Raw genomic sequence first — 18,465 nt, forward strand, 5'->3', positions numbered from 1 at the left:
TTATTAATGATAAATTTCAACCATCAAGGAAGCGCAATGGAACTATACACAGGCAGCTCCGATGAAAAAGATGCAAGTTATCTCCTTTCTTATTTGGATGATGTTTTAACCCCAGCATCTGAAGAGTTTTTCACAATACTAAACAACAATACACTGAAGCTTCATCATGTATTTTCATTTAACGCAATCGTGGCTCACGTTGTTGATTACATGATATTTATTGCAAAAAAGAAAACTGAAATAGCCAGAACTGATTTTATTAAAAGCTTTGATAAACGATATGAAGTGGATGGGAGTAAGCACATTAGCAATAAGTTTTCTCTTTTGGATGCGATTAACAACTCATTCAAGCATGTTGAACTGGATAAAAAAAGATATAAGGAACTTATAGAAAAATATGGAGATTTATCTTTTCACAGTCTTAAAGCTGATAATGGTAAGGTTTTCTTTGAAATGCCCTTATACAAATTTGATTATTCGAGGGTAGTCCTTAGACCTATATCAAATATTTTCAACTGCCAGTTAAGAAATATTAGTGACATTGACGACTTCATAAATGGAAGAATTTATGGCAGTAGTGGTTATGGACATTTCGACTACGATTATGAACCCTGGGAAGCCATTGATAGGATGATAGATTACTGTAATGCTGAATGCATGGACTGCGGCGAAAGTGACAGCAATTGTGATTGTCAAAATTTCATTTATGAAAGTAAAAATGGCCAATTTAATCCAGATACAGATCCAAGATTCAACTTCGACGATGTGATGTCTAACATTAGTGGAACAAGAGAATGGCGAAAATGACCGCAATTCCTTAAGGATTCGTATGGAAATCCTCTGTGAGCAAGTAAAATGAACAGTAAAGTGTTCACTGTTCACCAACCATTCACCACGTAATATCATGAATTTTATAAATAAAAATGCACAGTGAACAGTATGAACAGTTTTTCTAAAAAAAGTTTTTTTCTTGATGTGATCTATCCAAAAACAGGTTCTCTTAATCACAGGAAGCGCTGCAACAAATCGCCATTGGTATACACTTAGGTATACCGAAGAAAGTTGAATTGGCAAAAGCCACCTAATAACAGATATTTACGTGAATTATTCAGACTCCGCCAGCCCAAAATTCTCCATCGGTGATTACCAGCGTCATCCGATGAAGTCCTAAGAGCCCGCACGGCGCAAGCCCTGCGGGCTTTTTTGTGCCTGTTGTTGTTCGAGAACATCCGGCTAAATCCTGTGATTATTGGTATACGATTTCACAAAGGAGTGTCTGACGATCACGGCTGCTTTCGGTATTTCAGGTGTTCAGGTCACGCATATTCTGGACAGCATCGCACTATTTCGGGGCTACCCGGCGACAATAAGAACCGATCAGGGCCCGGAATTTACCTGTCGCGCGCTCGATCAATGGGCCTTTGAGCATGGTGTGGAACTACGGCTTATCCAGCCGGGCAAGCCAACTCAGAACGGATTTATTGAGAGTTTCAACGGTCGCTTTCGGGATGAATACCTGAATGAGAACTGGTTCAGTGAAGTTCTTCATGCCCGGAAAACTATTCATGACTGGCGGCATGACTATAACGAGTCCAGTCCTCTTTCTTCGCTGAATTACCAGATGACATTTGAATTTGCAGCAGTCTGGCGAAACAGGAAACATGAAGAAAAATCAACCTGAAGGTTATATCTAATACAGGAGGCAGATCAATAAAACGAAACACCAGCAGGCAGATGATTTCCCAGATAAAAGCAACAGCCATTCAGGTTACCGCCTGGAATTGCGATTATTTATCCCCAGAGATATCTATAGATTTAATTTTTTCAATAGCAACAACATTTCCAGACATCGCTTCATTGAGAACTTGTACAGCAGAACTAGCATCGCGGTTCTTAATGGACATGTAAACCTTAATATGAGCCTCCACGCTCTCAAGAGTAATACCCAGTGCACGGTTGAGCTCTTCAAGATAATAGTAATAGATATCTTTAATTGAACTCATAACATTGTAAAAGACACTATTATGAGAGGCCTTGACAATTGCCAGATGGAACTCGTAATCCGCTTCTGAATACTTTTTATAGTCACCCTTGTTGATCAGCATATTGTTCAATGCTTCTTCGAGCTGACGAATATCGTCTTCGGTAGCGTGCAAGACCGCGAGTTCCACACATTTAAATTCCACGGTTTGGCGGAAAATCATCATATCGTGAAATTCTTCGCGACTTAGGTGCATGATTGGGCGGGGCTCGTTACTCAACATGTGTGGAGTGAAGTTTTCGCTCACGTAGCTACCGCTACCCTGCCGTGTCACCACTATCCCAAGATCACGAAAACGCTGTACCGCACTACGTACACTGACACGGCTAACGTTAAATGAGGCAGTTAGCTCCGCTTCCGAAGGTAAACGACTACCTGGCGCCCAACTGCCGTCCAGCAGCTTGCTGCAGATCTGATCATAAATTTCATTTACAACATTTTGTTTTTGAATGGATTTTATGCTCAAGATGGGTATCCGTTAAGATGTCGCTGAAGTAATTTATTGTATAACACTTCACTTTTAAGAACAAAGCGCCCGGCTGGGCGCTTTTCACCGTTAATCGAAACGAATGAGCACCTTAGCAGAGACATTTTTGTCTGTGGCGGTAATCAATGCGTCTTCAATTTGCTGGGGCGGGAACTCGGCGCTGATAAGCGGGCGAGGATCGACGCGACCATCCTCCAGCCAGCGTACCGCAGTGATGAACTCACCGATAAAACGGAATGACCCGACCCAATTGAGTTCTTTAACCAGCATCGGAGACACTGGCCAGCTTACCGGGCTGGCGCCCATCCCCACCTGAACGATGGTGCCTGCAGGGCGGGTGAAATCGACGGTGGATGTCACGGCAATCGGCGCGCCAGAGGCCTCAAACACGACATCAAAATAGCCTTTATGCTGCTGATAATAGACAACCTGTTCTTCAACCCGCGGATCCATCACCGCAGTGGCCCCCATCTGGCGAGCCAGTTCCAGGCAGCGTGGGCTGAGATCGGAAGCCACCACTTCAGATGCTCCTGCACTGCGCGCCGCCGCGACGATCAGACAACCAATGGGGCCTGCGCCAATCACCAGTACGCGTTTGCCGGTCAACTGGCCCGCCTTTTTTACTGCATGAATAGCGACCGCCAGCGGTTCCGAAAAGGCCATCACGTTTGCAGGCACGCGCCTATCGTAAGGAATACATTGCTCCGGTTTTACCACCACGTATTCAGAAAAACCGCCATTCACATGTGGATTGAACTGCGCGCTGCCCATAAAGCACATGGAGCCGCACAGATTTTGATGGCCGGAAAGGCACATCTCGCACTGATTGCAGGGGCTGGACGGGTTCACAGCAACCGTCTGGCCAACTTTCAGCTCGCTGCCTGCTGGCACTTTGCTGATCACGCCAACAAACTCATGGCCAATCACCATCGGATGCTTGAGGACAGACATCCCCGCGCGGCCATGCTGATAGTAGTGGATATCAGAGCCACAGATGCCGCCGCAAGCGACCTTCACGACGACATCATGTTCATCATGCTCGATTTCACGTGATTCAAAGCGTACGTCTTTTTCCGCATGGGCCAGACAAGCGTTACAGGTTATTTTTCCCATTTTGATGATGACCTCATTATTTGTTGGCAGTTGCCGGATTAATGGTATTCTTATCCACGGTGTCGGCATTCTTTTTTTTCAGGCAGGATCACTTCAATCTTTCCCACCAAGAATATGTAGGCTAATAAGCCCAGTCCGGCGACGCCTGCGATATACCACATGGCGTACTGGAAGTTTTGCGTGCGCTGGAGAATAACCCCAATAACAATTGGACTAACGATCCCAGAAAGGTTCCCGCAAATATTTAAAAAGCCGCCCATCGTGCCGAGGAAATTACGAGGAATCACATCACTCCAGACCACCCAACCCAGGTTTGAAAAGGCGTTAGCAAAGAACGCAACAGACAGAATGATAATCGCAATAACCGGCTGGTTTTCAAAGAAATTGACCAGACCGATAATCATGGTGACGCATAGGCCAGCCATAACGGGTAATTTTCGTGCCAACGTTCGGGATTTTCCTTTTTTCAGCAGCATGTCGCTTAGCGTACCGCCACAAAGCACCCCCAGCATCGCCATAATATAGGGCAGCATAGCACCCACCCCGGCTTTTGAAATAGAGAGATGCAGCCCTTTTTCCAGGTAAACAATAAACCAGGTCAGGAAAAAATAGAGTGTAGACGAGCAGGCAAACTGGGTGATGAACAGGCCCCAAATCGTTTTTTTGCTGAGGAAGAACTTAATATCTTGCCAGCTAATTTTTGCACTCACGGAGGATTGGTTCGCCGAACCATAGCCGCCGCCTGCTTTAATATAATCCAGTTCTGCCTGGTTCACAGCGGTGCTGTGCTGTGGATCGCGGTAATACATAAGCCAGTAGATGCCAAATAGAATCCCGGCGCCCCCGGACAGATAAAACGACATTTCCCAACCGTAATTAGCCACAATAAAGGCGAGTGCAGGTGTCAGCAGCGCGAGACCAAGGTATTGTGCACTGGAATAAATCGCGGTCGCACGGGCTCGCTCATGGTCTGGGAACCAGGTTGCGATTATTTTCGTGTTAGACGGGAAGGACGGTGCTTCGGCAACACCAATTAATGCGCGGCAGGCCAGAAGCATGGCAAATGAAGCGGTTGCCGTCGCGAATAAATGGTGTGAGGCGAACCCCATCATAAAGGTAAAAATACTCCACAGAATAATTGCACCACCGTAAAGAATACGTGAGCCAATGCGATCAAGAACATAGCCGACAGGAATTTGACTGGCGGCGTAGGCCCAGGTAAACATGGAGAAAAGCAAACCCAGTTGTGTTGGCGTCAGACTGAAATCATTCTGGATATTCGAACCAGCAACGGCAAGATTGGCGCGATCCATATAATTAATTGCAGTCACAATAAACAGCAATGTGAGAATAAAGAGTCGTTGTCTTGAAGCCTTCATAATGATACCTGTGTTATATCGGCATGCATCGGGGTGAACACATGCCATCAATTTTAAAGGCGAGTAGGTAGAGTACGGGCGGCTTATAACACGGCGAGCCAGCCACCATCGACGTAAATAATCTGCCCGTTGATATAATCGGATGCTCTGGATGATAAGAAGACGGCCGTGCCGATAAGCTCATCCGGACGACCCCAGCGCTGAGAGGGGTTGCTGCTTTTCACCCAGGCGTCGAACTGTTTGTCTTCGATAAGTGCAGTGTTCATATCCGTCAGAATGTAGCCCGGCCCAATGGCGTTGGTCTGGATATTAAACTGCGCCCATTCTGCGGCCATCGAGCAGGTAAGCATTTTGATACCGCCTTTTGCCGCCGTGTACGGGGCAACGGTCGGTCGTGCAGCCTGGCTGGTAAGCGAGCCAATATTTATGATTTTGCCGCCACTGTTGCGGGCCATCATCCGTTTTGCCGCCGCGCGGGACACCAGAAATGCGCTGGTCAGGTTAGTGTCGATCACCTTCTGCCACTTTTCCAGCTCCAGTTCGACCATCGGTTTACGGTACTGAATACCGGCGTTATTGATCAGGATATCCACACTGATCCCTTCTGCATCGAGTTTGCTAAAAGCCGCCTCAATCGCCTGTTCATCGGTGACGTCAAAAGCCACGCCTTGTGCGTTGTAACCCTTGCTTGTCAGTGTATCCACGGATTCGGCCAGCAGTGTGTCGCGAATATCATTCAGGATGACCCGTGCGCCTGCAGCGGCAAGGCCCTCAGCGTAGGCAAAGCCCAGTCCGCGTGCAGAACCCGTCACCAGCGCCGTTTTCCCGGTTAAATCAAATAAAGCGTTCATGTTGTTTCCTCATTCGTTTAATTTGTATGACGACTGTCTTTTTTAAGGTTGAATTTTCGTCCTGATAAAATCAACAGTTCACCTATGAATTTGCAACAAGGATCACAAACAGCTCCATTTCGCGATCATATTATTACGATTAACAAATTGAATTATAAGTGTTTGTTTAATTTTCATTGAACGCAATTTGATCGCTATCACAGAATGGCACTCTAAGCGATCCTTTGTAAAAGAAGCGTGATATAACAGCACCAAGTTGTAGGACAACTTACAAATATGCACCATGTCATCCACAACGGTATGACATGCGGTAAATTCGCTGAGTTGAGGAGAGAAAGTGAGTAACCTGAAAATCACCAATGTGAAAACGATTCTGACGGCGCCGGGCGGCATTGATTTGGCGGTCGTTAAGATAGAAACCAATGAGCCGGGGCTGTATGGGCTGGGATGCGCGACCTTTACGCAGCGTATCTTCGCGGTAAAAAACGCGATCGATGAGTACATGGCGCTTTTTCTGATTGGCAAAGATCCGACCCGTATTGAGGACATCTGGCAGTCAGGCGCGGTGAGCGGTTACTGGCGCAATGGCCCGATCATGAACAATGCATTGTCCGGCGTGGACATGGCGCTGTGGGATATCAAAGGTAAGCTGGCGGGGATGCCGGTTTATGATCTGCTGGGCGGCAAATGCCGTGATGGGATCCCATTGTACTGTCACACTGACGGTGGCGATGAAGTTGAAGTGGAAGATAACATCCGCGCCAGAATGGAAGAAGGCTACCAGTACGTTCGCTGCCAGATGGGAATGTACGGTGGTGCGGGGACCGATGACCTCAAACTGATCGCCACGCAGCTGGCACGTGCGAAGAACATTCAGCCGAAACGTTCACCGCGCATCAAAACGCCTGGCATCTACTTTGACCCGGATGCCTACGCCAAAAGCGTTCCGCGTCTGTTCGACCACCTGCGTAACAAGCTCGGTTTTGGCATCGAATTTATTCATGATGTCCATGAGCGCGTCACCCCGGTGGCCGCCATTAACCTTGCAAAGACACTGGAACAATATCAATTGTTTTATCTCGAAGACCCAGTCGCGCCGGAAAATATCGACTGGTTGAAAATGCTGCGCCAGCAGTCTTCCACGCCAATATCCATGGGCGAACTGTTTGTCAATGTTAATGAGTGGAAACCGCTCATCGACAACAAACTGATCGACTACATTCGTTGTCATGTGAGCACCATCGGCGGTATCACGCCGGCGAAGAAACTCGCTGTCTATAGCGAACTGAACGGCGTGCGTACCGCGTGGCACGGTCCTGGTGATATTTCACCAGTCGGGGTCTGCGCCAATATGCATCTGGATCTGAGTTCACCGAACTTCGGCATTCAGGAATACACGCCCATGAACGACGCGCTGCGTGATGTCTTCCCGGGTTGCCCGGAGATTGACCTCGGCTATGCCTACCTGAACGATAAGCCTGGCTTGGGTATCGACATTGATGAAGCCGAGGCGGCGAAATACCCGTGCGAGGGGGGGATCCCTTCCTGGACAATGGCGCGCACACCTGACGGCACGGCTTCAAGACCGTAAATAATAAAGACCCGGCTTAAATTTGCCGGGTCTTTATTACAGCTAGCCACTCACAATAATGAGTCCGACGAATCACCATAAAAATCCAACGCATAAATACGCCTTTCCCTATCAATACCGTCACCACTCTTTTTGCGCCTTCCCTTCTAAGCAACCTATAAACATCCCCAACAGAATTGATCTACTCCTGCACTAATTACGCCGCTGCCAGCCCATCGGTGATTACCAGAGTCATCCGATGAAGTCCTAAGAGCCCGCACGGCGCAAGCCCTGCGGGTTTTTTTGTTACCTGTGCGGTCATATTTTCTGTATCAATCTCGAGCATCATCTATGCTTGTTTTGCACCACGATGCCATAACGTAAAAAACCATGGTGCAAAAACATACCTAACCAATTGAAATACCAAACTAATACTGAGTAGCAACTACGCGATGGCGACGGGCTGGCGTTGTTGATTAAGCCATTCGGCAGAAAGATCTGGTTCTTCAAATACACTCCCCCGGCGCTGAAAAAAAGGGCCACCATCAGCATTGGACCCCACCCCGCTTGGTGCCAAATGCCAACGCTGCAGCCATAATGTCACCATGGCGTGATGTAACAGATGACGACTGATGGTTATCTTCGTCAGGTACGTGATGTTTCTAAAGACAAAGAAAGGCGAATCATGGGCAGATTTCAAGGTAAACGCATCCTTATCACTGGCGGTACCAGCGGTATGGGGTTTGCAGGCGCACTGCGCATTGTTAGTGAGGGCGGCAATGTTGCCATTACGGGCCTCAATGATGAAAGGCTGAAGCGCGCCCGTAGTCTACTGCCTGAATCATCTCTCATTCTGAAAAACGATGCAGCCAGCGAAGCAGATATAAGCGTTCTTCAGGCAGCGATAAGCGACTGGGGTTCACTCGACGGACTATGGCTTAATGCTGGCTTCGCAGAAGTAGGTGCTCCGGAATCGGTGACAGCGGATGCTTTTAACCGCATGATGAATGCTAACGTCCGCGGCCCGATGCTGCAGCTTGCCGCTCTTTCTGGATCCCTCAATTCAGGCGCATCTGTTCTTGTCACCTCATCTTCATCTGTATATGAAGGTGCGGCAATGACCAGCCTCTATGCAGCAACGAAAGGCGCAGTTGTCGCAATGGTTAAAAGCTGGGCCTCTGCGCTGGCTGTGCGGGGTATTCGCGCCAATACGCTGGTACCGGGTCCGATCGAAACGAACTTTAGACATTTCATGCCGGAAGAGTCGCGTCAGCAGTTTGAAGATTTTGTTGTCAGCCAGGTCCCCCTCGGCCGGGCAGGAACCGCGGAAGAAGCCTCTGCTGTCGCACTTTTCCTGCTTTCTGATGATGCATCCTATGTCACCGGCAGTCAGTACGCGGTAGATGGTGGGCTGGTGCATTACTAGATATGGCAACACCGGCATCATTTCCTGATACAGATCCTCAACCCCCCACTGTAGAAGTGGGGAAAATAACGGCCCCTGCTTACATCAATAAACAATCCGTTACTCCAGAATCGTCCATTTTTCGCTTAAAACAGCCCGGCAACATCCGAACGCAACGAACAGATTCAATGTGCAATATCTCCCGTTACCCAGACAGCCCATCAAACCGGGAAACACCAAAATGATTCATTTGAAAGGATAAACGTGGTATTCAGGCATGTCGGGCGCGTGAAGAATCACTGACTGTTGATGCAGCGATGACATATCAGGCCAGCGACAGCAGTGTTATGTCCCTACCGCAATCTCAACTGGGCGGGGCGTTTATTCAGATGAGAAGGACTCACTCGGGGAGGGAGGCAATAATGGCAGATTCAGAACGCGATAAACCAGCTGCGTTGTCATTAAATATCGGCAGTAAAATAAGACGACTACGGCAGTCCCGGGGGATTTCGTTAAACGATCTGTCTAAATTGTCAGGGGTTTCAAAGGGAGCGTTATCCAAGCTGGAATCAGGATCTTCCAGTCCCCGAGTTGATACGCTGGACGCTATCGCCACCGCGTTACGTTTACCGGTCGGCGATTTGCTAAGCGGCAGCAGGATGTATCCCCGCTTTGAAAAATATCGCCCTGTGCCGGGCGAGTATTCGCAAATGATGAAATTCCGCATCGGCCCCGGCAATACCTCCGAGATATGGTTGCTGCAAATGGAACCGCGGGTCACCATCCACAGCCCCGGACATTCAGAGGGGGCGCATGAACATATTCTGGTACACAGCGGAACTCTGCGCCTGCGCTTGAGCCAGTATGAAGTCATCACCCTGGAGCCCGGGGATTTTTATGCCTTCTCTGCGGAGATTGCGCACACGTACAGCGCAACGGAAACGGCGGTTAGCGCGACGGTGGTGATGACTCACCTCGAGCCCGGTTAACTCCGCCGCGCCATTATCGGACCTGGAGACCTGAGATATGGCGCCAGAGTTTCGGGCATCTGTTCACTTAAAGAAACAAAAACGGTCCGCTGAATGCCTGAGGGAAAATTATTTTAACAATAAAATTAATTAAATTCAGTCGATTGATTGCGAACTGATAAATATCTTCCCCCGTCATCGGGAAACCCGTTGTTCAGTTTGCGGGTTAACTGTATTGTTATTTCGAACAGCAGAGCCGGCCTGCTTGCGCTGTATTTCCCCACAAAGCAAAGCAAAGCAAAGCAGGCGTAATAGCCGGGAATCTGGCCATAATACGGTCACTTTCCTGATGGTCCTGGCGTCTTTATATTAGCGCTCAATATCGCCTAACCCGGCTGTGCGCCGTGCGGCCCAATGCCTGCTCTTTTTTTATGACGAAATCAACCCACCCGCATTAAATATATGTGACGGAGAAGATGAATGCGTAAAGTTAATTTAAAAGACAGTTTTGCTCTGTTCAGCGATTACTGGAGCCCGAAAATTGTCGGCGAAATGAATAACGAATATGTCAAACTGGCTAAATTATCCGGAAAATTTGACTGGCATCATCATGAACAGGAGGACGAGCTTTTTCTTGTGGTCAGCGGCCGCTTGCGAATGGGCTTAAGAACAGGCGATATTATTCTTGATGCCGGTGAGTTTATTATTGTGCCGAAAGGAACTGAGCATTGTCCTGAAGCGTTAACCGAAGAGTGCTGCGTCGTTTTACTGGAGCCAAAATCGACCCTGAATACGGGTAATATCGTCAATGAACGTACGGTGCGTGAACTGGATAAACTCTAATCGTCTGGCGGTGCGGAATAAACCGGGCCAGGGGAAGTTTTAGCGTTACCGGTTACCCGGCCCCCCTCTAAGGATAAAACCACCCATAACATCTCGCGCAACCCTTTCATACTCCGGCCGCGTCAGCGGCCGGAGGGATAGATTTACTCCCTGTCAGAATAGGCGTCCAGCATGGCAAAGACCGCCCACCGCGCCGCATCGTCTGCAATATTGTCAGGCAGCGCATCAGCCCGCAGATTGACATAAGCGTCGGCAGCCCTTCGGATGGCAATCCCGACAGAGTGACGATCGTGCGTTGCCAGAGTGGAAGTCAGCAGGCCATCGGGATCAATGCCGAGGGCTTCTATTCGGCGAACCCCGCGTTGCGGTAGATTGGCGCGACGGAACAGCATCGGTCCCAGCATTTGTTCGCGGAAGAAGGACAGCATCCCCAGCGCTTCGAAGAGTTCGCCCCTGCCCAGTTTAACCCCGGCATAATGCAGCCAGATCCAGGCTCGGGACTCAAACCACTCCGGCGTCATGTTCGGCCAGTAAGCGCTAAATTTTGCCAGCTGGCGCTTGAGAGCATCGCTATCACGGGTAAATAGCACGGCAGGCTCCTCAACGCGCTGAGTGAGCATGTCCAGGGTGATAAATTTGAGATCGACATGCAGAAGTTGCGGGCCAAACAGACAGATCAGCAGGCGAGGCTCGCCGACGTGTTCCCCGGTGAAAGCATGTAGCAGATGGCCGAGGGTTCCGGCGAACGCCATACGCTGAGCCATGATTTCGTCATAATAGAGAGGGTCGACCACCACCACGAAATCGAGATCGGAGTATTGATCAAACCCGCCATGGATAAACGAGCCGCCGGCGAGAAGGGCGAGGATCCGCGGGTCAGACTGTAATTTAAGCTTCAGTTGCTCTGCAAAACTTCTGTGTAAATCGGGGAGCGTATTAAACATACTTTTTCCTGTTCACAAAAAAGACAAAGCATTACAGAATATCGAGTGATTGATCGGCAGACCAGATATTTCTGCAGGAGCCCTGCGCTCCCATGAGGGGCTCCCGAAACGATACTCCCCTCAAACCACCTCGCTCATCCACTCAGCAAACGCCCGCACGGCGGGAGAGAGAAAGCGCTGGTGCGGATAGAGCAACGTGACGGGTACCGGGGGCGGCTGCCAGTCCGCCAGCACTTCCACCAGCCTCCCCTCCCGCAGGTGGTCAGCAACGATATTCTCCGCCAGCTGCGCCAGCCCGAAGCCCGCCAGGCACATTTTTATATAAAGCCCCGTTTCATTCACCGCGGCGGTGCCGCTGACGGGTACAGAAAAAGTCTCGCCGTGTCGAAGGAAGCGGAACTCATCGGCCCGCCTCGCCTGGCCGGAGAAATAATGCACGGCCCGGTGCTGAGAGAGCGCCTCCGGTGATGGCGGCACGCCATATTCCCTGAGATAGTCCGGTGACCCGCAGGTGACCCAGCGAAAGCGGCCCAGAGGCCGGGCCACCAGGCTGGAGTTGTTCAGCTCTCCCGTGCGTATCACGCAGTCGACGCCTTCCTGAATGAGATCGACCTGCCGATCGCTGACGCCGATCATCAGGTAGATATCAGGGTAACGTCGGTAAAAGTCTTGCAGATGGGGCATGACGATGAAATGCGCGATGCCCGCGGGCATATCAACCCGCAGGCGCCCCTGAGGCCGCGCGACAGACTCGCTCAGGCTGGATTCGCTATGTTCAATGAGGGCGAGAATTTCCCGGCACTGCGCCAGATACTGCATCCCTTCCGGAGTCAGGCTCACCCGCCTTGTGGTCCGGTTCAGCAGCCGCACCTTCAGGTACTTCTCAAGGCTTTTAATGGTACTGGTGACAGTGGAGGCCGGCAGGGAAAGGGTTTCCGCGGCACGCACGAAGCTCCCTGCCTCTGCGACGCGCATAAACATCTGCATAGCCTGGATACGATCCACCTTCTTTCTCTCCTGTAGCGAGCAGCTTACCGACAGATGGCATGATTATTCGTTGATTATGAATAATGAAAACAATTTAGGCATCTTTTTGCGCTTAATCGCCTGGCGTATCGTTGCGCTGTGGATATCGCGTGAGGGGCCAAAAATGACCATGCCCTCAATAAATATCCAGAGAATCACCACGTTAAATAACACGCATAAAGGAAAAATAATGTCCGTTCAGCCTGTCGAATTACGTAAGGCGTATCGTTTATTGCAGGTCGGGTCCACCACCATGATTTCCGCAAAATATGATGGCGTCGAAAATGTCATGTCAGCCGCCTGGGTTGGGCTGGCAGGCGAGCGAAAAGTGGTGGCCTATATCGGCCCCCAGGCCTTCACTCGTCAGCTGGTGGAAAAGAGCGGCTATTTCGTCGTGCAGATCCCCGTAGTCAGCCAGATGGCAACCGTCCTCTACGCTGGCGGGCGCAGCTATGCCGATGCGCCGGATAAAAACGACACCATCCCCTTCTTTTATCAGCCGGGGTTCGATCTCCCCCTTGTCGCAGGCTGCGCGGGCTGGCTGGTGTGTAAAGTGATGCCTTACCCGGACATCCAGCAACAGCACAATCTGTTTATGGGCGACATCGTCGCCGCCTGGAGCGATGACCGGGTATTCCGCAACGGACACTGGATCTTTGATGATGCGCCGGACGAACTACGGACCGTTCACTATGTCGCAGGCGGGCAGTTCTATGCCATCGGCAAAGGCAGCAAATTCGATCATGGACCGGGTAAGGACTGACCCTCCCCGGTCATGAGCATCACTGACGAGATGTCTGCGCGGCAGAGCGGCTGATACTCCGGCGCCAGACGCCGGGCGCCTGGCCAAACTGGCGCTTGAAGCTGCGGTTGAAGGACTGCTGGGAGTCAAAGCCGAGGGCGATCGCCACGTTGAGGATCGGCTCGTTGCTGTGGGCTAAGCGTTCGACCGATTTTTGCAGCTTTTGCGCCCGGATATACTCCCCGAGGGGGTGCCCGGTGTGTTCTTTGAAGATCCGCTGCAGGTGCCACTTCGAATAGCCGGCTCGCCGGGCAACGGTATCAATATCCAGACGGCTATCAAGATGGTTGTCGATCCAGTCGATCAGATCCTGAATGATGGCGCCAGTGTTCATCATATTTCCCCCTCGCGGCCGGTTAAAAGCATCTTTAGCAGTTGCATTAAAAGGTGGCCTGGTTTTACACAAAATGCAAGTTTTATTGTTGCATTTAAAACCCTGCCAGGATCGCGCCTTTTTTCTCCGGTGAGGATCGCACATAAAGTGCAACAATTATTCTTGCACTTAGTTAAACGCCTTCCTACAATCGCCGCGATAGTGTATTCGAAATTGTTACAATTTTGTGGCGATGAGCGACACAAATGGCCTTAAGCCAGCCCGGACAAAGGAAGTGGCGCAGCCTCTCAGGCTGCGTCTTGCCCGGCGGCTACAATGACTGGAATAAAAATAATGAGCCTGCAAAAAACCTGGGGAAACATTCACCTGACCGCGCTCGGCGCGATGATGCTCTCCTTTCTGCTCGTCGGCTGCGACGACAGCGTCGCGCAAAACGCCGCGCCGCCCGCGCCTGCCGTCAGCGCCGCTAAGGTGTTGGTGAAGTCGATCAGTCAGTGGGATAGTTTTAACGGTCGCATTGAAGCGGTGGAGAGCGTTCAGCTCCGCCCCCGCGTCTCGGGATATATTGATAAAGTGAATTACACCGACGGCCAGGAGGTGAAAAAGGGCCAGGTGCTGTTCACGATAGACGACAGAACCTATCGCGCCGCGCTGGAGCAGGCGCAGGCGACGCTGGCGAGAGCCAAAACGCAGGCCAGCCTGGCGCAAAGCGAGGCGAACCGCACCGATAAATTAGTCCATACCAACCTCGTCTCCCGTGAAGAGTGGGAGCAGCGCCGGTCAGCCGCAGTTCAGGCGCAGGCCGATATTCGCGCTGCGCAGGCGGCGGTGGATGCCGCGCAGCTTAACCTCGACTTCACCAAAGTGACCGCCCCTATCGACGGCCGCGCCAGCCGCGCGCTGATCACCAGCGGCAACCTGGTCACGGCGGGCGACACCGCCAGCGTGCTCACCACCCTGGTCTCGCAGAAGACGGTGTACGTCTACTTTGACGTCGACGAGTCAACCTACCTTCACTATCAAAATCTCGCCCGCCGCGGGCAAGGCGCGTCCAGCGATAATCAGGCGCTCCCGGTGGAGATTGGCCTGGTTGGCGAGGAGGGCTACCCCCATCAGGGCAAAGTGGATTTTCTCGATAATCAGTTAACGCCGAGCACCGGCACCATCCGCATGCGCGCCCTGCTGGATAACTCGCAGCGGCTGTTCACGCCGGGTCTGTTTGCCCGCGTGCGTCTGCCGGGCAGCGCGGCGTTCCAGGCTACGCTTATCGACGACAAAGCGGTGCTCACCGATCAGGATCGTAAATATGTCTATATCGTTGATAAAGATGGCAAAGCGCAGCGACGTGATATCACGCCGGGGCGGCTGGCCGACGGTTTACGCGTCGTGAAGCAGGGTCTGAAGCCTGGGGATAGCGTCATCGTCGACGGCTTACAAAAAGTGTTTATGCCGGGTATGCCGGTTAACGCCAAAACCGTTGCCATGACCCCCAGCGCCGCCCTCAACTGATCCCTAATCAGAGAATCCAAGACATGGACTTTTCCCGCTTTTTTATCGACAGGCCAATTTTCGCCGCGGTGCTGTCGATTTTAATTTTTATCACCGGGTTAATCGCCATCCCGCTGCTGCCGGTGAGCGAATATCCTGACGTCGTGCCCCCCAGCGTGCAGGTGCGCGCGGAGTATCCCGGCGCCAACCCGAAAGTGATTGCCGAGACCGTGGCGACGCCGCTGGAGGAAGCGATCAACGGCGTTGAAAACATGATGTACATGAAATCGGTCGCCGGCTCCGACGGCGTGCTGGTGACCACCGTGACCTTCCGCCCGGGTACCGACCCGGATCAGGCGCAGGTTCAGGTGCAGAACCGGGTCGCGCAGGCGGAGGCGCGTCTGCCGGAGGATGTGCGCCGTCTGGGGATCACCACCCAGAAACAGTCCCCGACGCTGACCCTGGTGGTGCATCTGTTTTCGCCAAACGGTAAGTACGACTCGCTGTATATGCGCAACTACGCCACGCTGAAGGTGAAGGATGAGCTGGCGCGCCTACCCGGCGTCGGCCAGATCCAGATATTTGGTTCCGGCGAATATGCGATGCGCGTCTGGTTGGATCCCAATAAGGTGGCGGCGCGCGGGCTGACCGCCTCGGACGTGGTCACGGCGATGCAGGAGCAAAACGTCCAGGTCTCCGCCGGGCAGCTTGGCGCCGAGCCGCTGCCGCAGGAGAGCGACTTCCTGATCTCGATTAACGCCCAGGGCCGTCTGCATACCGAAGAAGAGTTTGGCAATATCATTCTGAAAACAGCGCAGGACGGCTCGCTGGTCCGCCTGCGCGACGTGGCGCGCATCGAGATGGGTTCCGGTAGCTATGCGCTGCGCTCCCAGCTCAACAACAAGGACGCGGTCGGGATCGGTATCTTCCAGTCCCCGGGGGCTAACGCCATCGATTTGTCGAACGCCGTGCGCGCCAAAATGGCCGAGCTGGCCACCCGCTTCCCGGAAGATATGAAATGGGCGGCGCCGTACGACCCAACGGTGTTCGTGCGCGACTCCATCCGCGCGGTGGTGCAGACGCTGCTGGAGGCGGTGGTGCTGGTGGTGCTGGTGGTGATCCTGTTCCTGCAGACCTGGCGCGCGTCGATTATCCCGCTGATCGCAGTGCCGGTATCGGTGGTCGGTACCTTCAGCATTCTCTATCTGCTGGGCTTCTCGCTGAATACCCTGAGCCTGTTCGGGCTGGTACTGGCGATTGGTATCGTGGTGGATGACGCCATCGTGGTGGTGGAAAACGTCGAGCGCAATATCGAAGAGGGGCTTGCGCCGCTCGCCGCGGCGCATCAGGCGATGCGAGAGGTCTCCGGGCCGATTATCGCTATTGCGCTGGTGCTGTGCGCGGTGTTCGTGCCGATGGCGTTTCTCTCGGGCGTGACCGGTCAGTTCTACAAGCAGTTTGCGGTGACCATCGCCATCTCCACGGTGATCTCGGCCATCAACTCGCTGACGCTCTCCCCGGCGCTGGCGGCCCTGCTGTTAAAGCCGCACGGCGCGAAAAAAGACCTCCCTACCCGGCTGATCGATCGTCTGTTCGGCTGGATTTTCCGTCCGTTTAACCGCTTTTTCCTGCGCAGCTCGAACGGCTATCAGGGGCTGGTGAGCAAAACCCTCGGCCGCCGTGGCGCGGTGTTTGTGGTGTACCTGCTGCTGCTCTGCGCCGCAGGGGTGATGTTTAAAGTCGTCCCCGGCGGGTTTATTCCCACCCAGGACAAGCTGTACCTGATTGGCGGCGTGAAGATGCCGGAAGGTTCGTCGCTGGCGCGCACCGATGCGGTGATCCGCAAAATGAGCGAGATCGGGATGAATACCGAAGGGGTCGATTATGCGGTCGCCTTCCCCGGTCTTAACGCGCTGCAGTTCACCAACACGCCGAATACCGGGACGGTCTTTTTTGGCCTGAAACCGTTCGACCAGCGCAAACACTCGGCGGCGGAAATCAACGCGGAGATCAACGCCAAAATTGCGCAAATCCAGCAGGGATTTGGCTTCTCCATCCTGCCGCCGCCGATTTTAGGATTGGGTCAGGGCTCCGGCTACTCCCTTTACATCCAGGATCGCGGCGGGCTGGGCTATGGCGCGCTGCAAAGCGCGGTGAATGCCATGTCCGGGACGATTATGCAGACGCCGGGGATGCACTTCCCGATCTCGACCTACCAGGCTAACGTGCCGCAGCTGGATGTCCAGGTCGATCGCGATAAGGCGAAAGCGCAGGGGGTATCGCTGACCGATCTGTTCGGCACGCTGCAGACCTATCTCGGCTCGTCTTATGTCAATGACTTTAACCAGTTCGGGCGTACCTGGCGCGTGATGGCCCAGGCTGACGGGCCGTACCGCGAGAGCGTGGAAGATATCGCCAATCTGCGCACCCGCAATAATCAGGGCGAAATGGTGCCGATCGGCAGTATGGTGAATATCAGTACCACCTACGGGCCGGATCCGGTGATCCGCTACAACGGTTATCCGGCGGCGGACCTGATTGGCGATGCCGATCCGCGCGTCCTCTCCTCCTCGCAGGCGATGACGCTGCTGGATGCCATGGCTAAACAGGTGCTGCCGAATGGAATGAATATTGAATGGACGGATCTGAGCTTCCAGCAGGCCACCCAGGGCAATACGGCGCTGATCGTCTTCCCGGTGGCGGTGCTGCTGGCGTTCCTCGTGCTGGCGGCGCTGTATGAAAGCTGGACCCTGCCGCTGGCGGTGATCCTTATCGTGCCGATGACGATGCTCTCCGCGCTGTTTGGCGTCTGGCTGACCGGGGGCGATAACAACGTCTTCGTGCAGGTGGGGCTGGTGGTCCTGATGGGCCTGGCCTGTAAAAACGCCATTCTGATCGTCGAGTTTGCCCGCGAGCTGGAGATTCAGGGCAAAGGCATCATGGAAGCCGCGCTGGAGGCGTGCCGCCTGCGACTGCGCCCGATTGTCATGACCTCCATCGCCTTTATCGCCGGGACCATTCCGCTGATCCTCGGCCACGGCGCAGGGGCGGAAGTCCGCGGCGTCACCGGGATCACGGTGTTCTCCGGGATGCTGGGGGTGACGCTGTTCGGTCTGTTCCTGACGCCGGTGTTTTACGTGACGCTACGGAAACTGGTGACCCGCAGTAAGCCGGTCCAGGAAGATCTGCCCGCCTAGCCTGCGGCAAATAACAA

15 protein-coding genes and 2 pseudogenes are annotated in these 18,465 nt (G+C 52.7%); 10 read left to right on the forward strand and 7 right to left on the reverse strand.

Annotated elements, in window-relative coordinates:
- Positions 1 to 36 precede the first annotated feature (36 nt).
- On the forward strand, positions 37 to 807 hold the full coding sequence (locus ACOI7D_RS22275; protein WP_203283521.1) for a hypothetical protein: 771 nt from the start codon (positions 37 to 39) through the stop codon (positions 805 to 807).
- 445 nt (positions 808 to 1,252) lie between these two features.
- Positions 1,253 to 1,681: pseudogene (locus ACOI7D_RS22280) on the forward strand (integrase core domain-containing protein); the annotation flags it as partial.
- A 106-nt stretch (positions 1,682 to 1,787) separates the two neighbouring features.
- On the opposite strand, the gene ACOI7D_RS22285 reads toward ACOI7D_RS22280, so the two are convergent.
- From ACOI7D_RS22285 to ACOI7D_RS22300, 4 genes are all read right to left on the reverse strand, one after another.
- Positions 1,788 to 2,507 (reverse strand): FadR/GntR family transcriptional regulator, encoded by a 720-nt coding sequence (locus tag ACOI7D_RS22285; protein ID WP_049013857.1) that lies wholly within the window; start codon positions 2,505 to 2,507, stop codon positions 1,788 to 1,790.
- 90 nt (positions 2,508 to 2,597) lie between these two features.
- A complete protein-coding gene (idnD, locus tag ACOI7D_RS22290) occupies positions 2,598 to 3,641 on the reverse strand; it encodes an L-idonate 5-dehydrogenase (protein WP_064839457.1) in 1,044 nt (347 codons plus the stop codon).
- 50 nt (positions 3,642 to 3,691) lie between these two features.
- The gene (locus ACOI7D_RS22295; RefSeq protein ID WP_109547036.1) at positions 3,692 to 5,020 is read right to left on the reverse strand and encodes an MFS transporter; all 1,329 of its coding nucleotides are present in this window, start codon (positions 5,018 to 5,020) and stop codon (positions 3,692 to 3,694) included.
- 83 nt (positions 5,021 to 5,103) lie between these two features.
- On the reverse strand, positions 5,104 to 5,871 hold the full coding sequence (locus ACOI7D_RS22300) for an SDR family oxidoreductase (protein WP_109547035.1): 768 nt from the start codon (positions 5,869 to 5,871) through the stop codon (positions 5,104 to 5,106).
- 337 nt (positions 5,872 to 6,208) lie between these two features.
- Here ACOI7D_RS22300 and ACOI7D_RS22305 point away from each other — a divergent pair, with 337 nt between their 5' ends.
- From ACOI7D_RS22305 to ACOI7D_RS22325, 5 genes and pseudogenes are all read left to right on the forward strand, one after another.
- Complete coding sequence (locus ACOI7D_RS22305) at positions 6,209 to 7,462, forward strand: enolase C-terminal domain-like protein (RefSeq protein ID WP_109547034.1); 1,254 nt, start codon at positions 6,209 to 6,211, stop codon at positions 7,460 to 7,462.
- A 424-nt stretch (positions 7,463 to 7,886) separates the two neighbouring features.
- A pseudogene (locus ACOI7D_RS22310) lies at positions 7,887 to 8,006 on the forward strand (integrase arm-type DNA-binding domain-containing protein); the annotation flags it as partial.
- A 120-nt stretch (positions 8,007 to 8,126) separates the two neighbouring features.
- Positions 8,127 to 8,867, forward strand: a complete 741-nt coding sequence (locus tag ACOI7D_RS22315) for an SDR family oxidoreductase (RefSeq protein WP_023290695.1) — start codon at positions 8,127 to 8,129, stop codon at positions 8,865 to 8,867.
- Between the two features lie 401 nt (positions 8,868 to 9,268).
- A complete protein-coding gene (locus ACOI7D_RS22320) occupies positions 9,269 to 9,835 on the forward strand; it encodes a helix-turn-helix domain-containing protein (RefSeq protein ID WP_049003977.1) in 567 nt (188 codons plus the stop codon).
- A 459-nt stretch (positions 9,836 to 10,294) separates the two neighbouring features.
- Positions 10,295 to 10,657: a cupin domain-containing protein gene (locus ACOI7D_RS22325; RefSeq protein ID WP_023290697.1), complete on the forward strand. Its 363-nt coding sequence runs from the start codon at positions 10,295 to 10,297 to the stop codon at positions 10,655 to 10,657.
- Between the two features lie 143 nt (positions 10,658 to 10,800).
- Here the strand turns inward: ACOI7D_RS22325 and ACOI7D_RS22330 are convergent, their stop codons facing one another.
- Complete coding sequence (locus tag ACOI7D_RS22330; protein ID WP_101881207.1) at positions 10,801 to 11,601, reverse strand: hypothetical protein; 801 nt, start codon at positions 11,599 to 11,601, stop codon at positions 10,801 to 10,803.
- 120 nt (positions 11,602 to 11,721) lie between these two features.
- Entirely contained in the window at positions 11,722 to 12,606 is an 885-nt protein-coding gene (locus tag ACOI7D_RS22335) for a LysR family transcriptional regulator (RefSeq protein ID WP_109547033.1), read from the reverse strand.
- Between the two features lie 211 nt (positions 12,607 to 12,817).
- Here ACOI7D_RS22335 and ACOI7D_RS22340 point away from each other — a divergent pair, with 211 nt between their 5' ends.
- A complete protein-coding gene (locus ACOI7D_RS22340; protein ID WP_044524415.1) occupies positions 12,818 to 13,390 on the forward strand; it encodes a flavin reductase family protein in 573 nt (190 codons plus the stop codon).
- Positions 13,391 to 13,409: 19 nt separating this feature from the next.
- On the opposite strand, the gene ACOI7D_RS22345 is transcribed toward ACOI7D_RS22340, so the two are convergent.
- On the reverse strand, positions 13,410 to 13,763 hold the full coding sequence (locus ACOI7D_RS22345) for a helix-turn-helix domain-containing protein (RefSeq protein ID WP_032429203.1): 354 nt from the start codon (positions 13,761 to 13,763) through the stop codon (positions 13,410 to 13,412).
- Between the two features lie 333 nt (positions 13,764 to 14,096).
- On the opposite strand from ACOI7D_RS22345, the gene oqxA reads away from it, so the two are divergent.
- Both oqxA and oqxB read left to right on the forward strand, forming a co-directional pair.
- A complete protein-coding gene (oqxA, locus tag ACOI7D_RS22350) occupies positions 14,097 to 15,272 on the forward strand; it encodes a multidrug efflux RND transporter periplasmic adaptor subunit OqxA (RefSeq protein ID WP_044524416.1) in 1,176 nt (391 codons plus the stop codon).
- A gap of 23 nt (positions 15,273 to 15,295) precedes the next feature.
- On the forward strand, positions 15,296 to 18,448 hold the full coding sequence (gene oqxB / locus ACOI7D_RS22355) for a multidrug efflux RND transporter permease subunit OqxB (RefSeq protein ID WP_050533620.1): 3,153 nt from the start codon (positions 15,296 to 15,298) through the stop codon (positions 18,446 to 18,448).
- Positions 18,449 to 18,465: the final 17 nt, after the last annotated feature.

It is taken from the genome of Klebsiella sp. C360 (genome assembly GCF_048822415.1).
GTDB lineage: Bacteria > Pseudomonadota > Gammaproteobacteria > Enterobacterales > Enterobacteriaceae > Klebsiella > Klebsiella quasipneumoniae.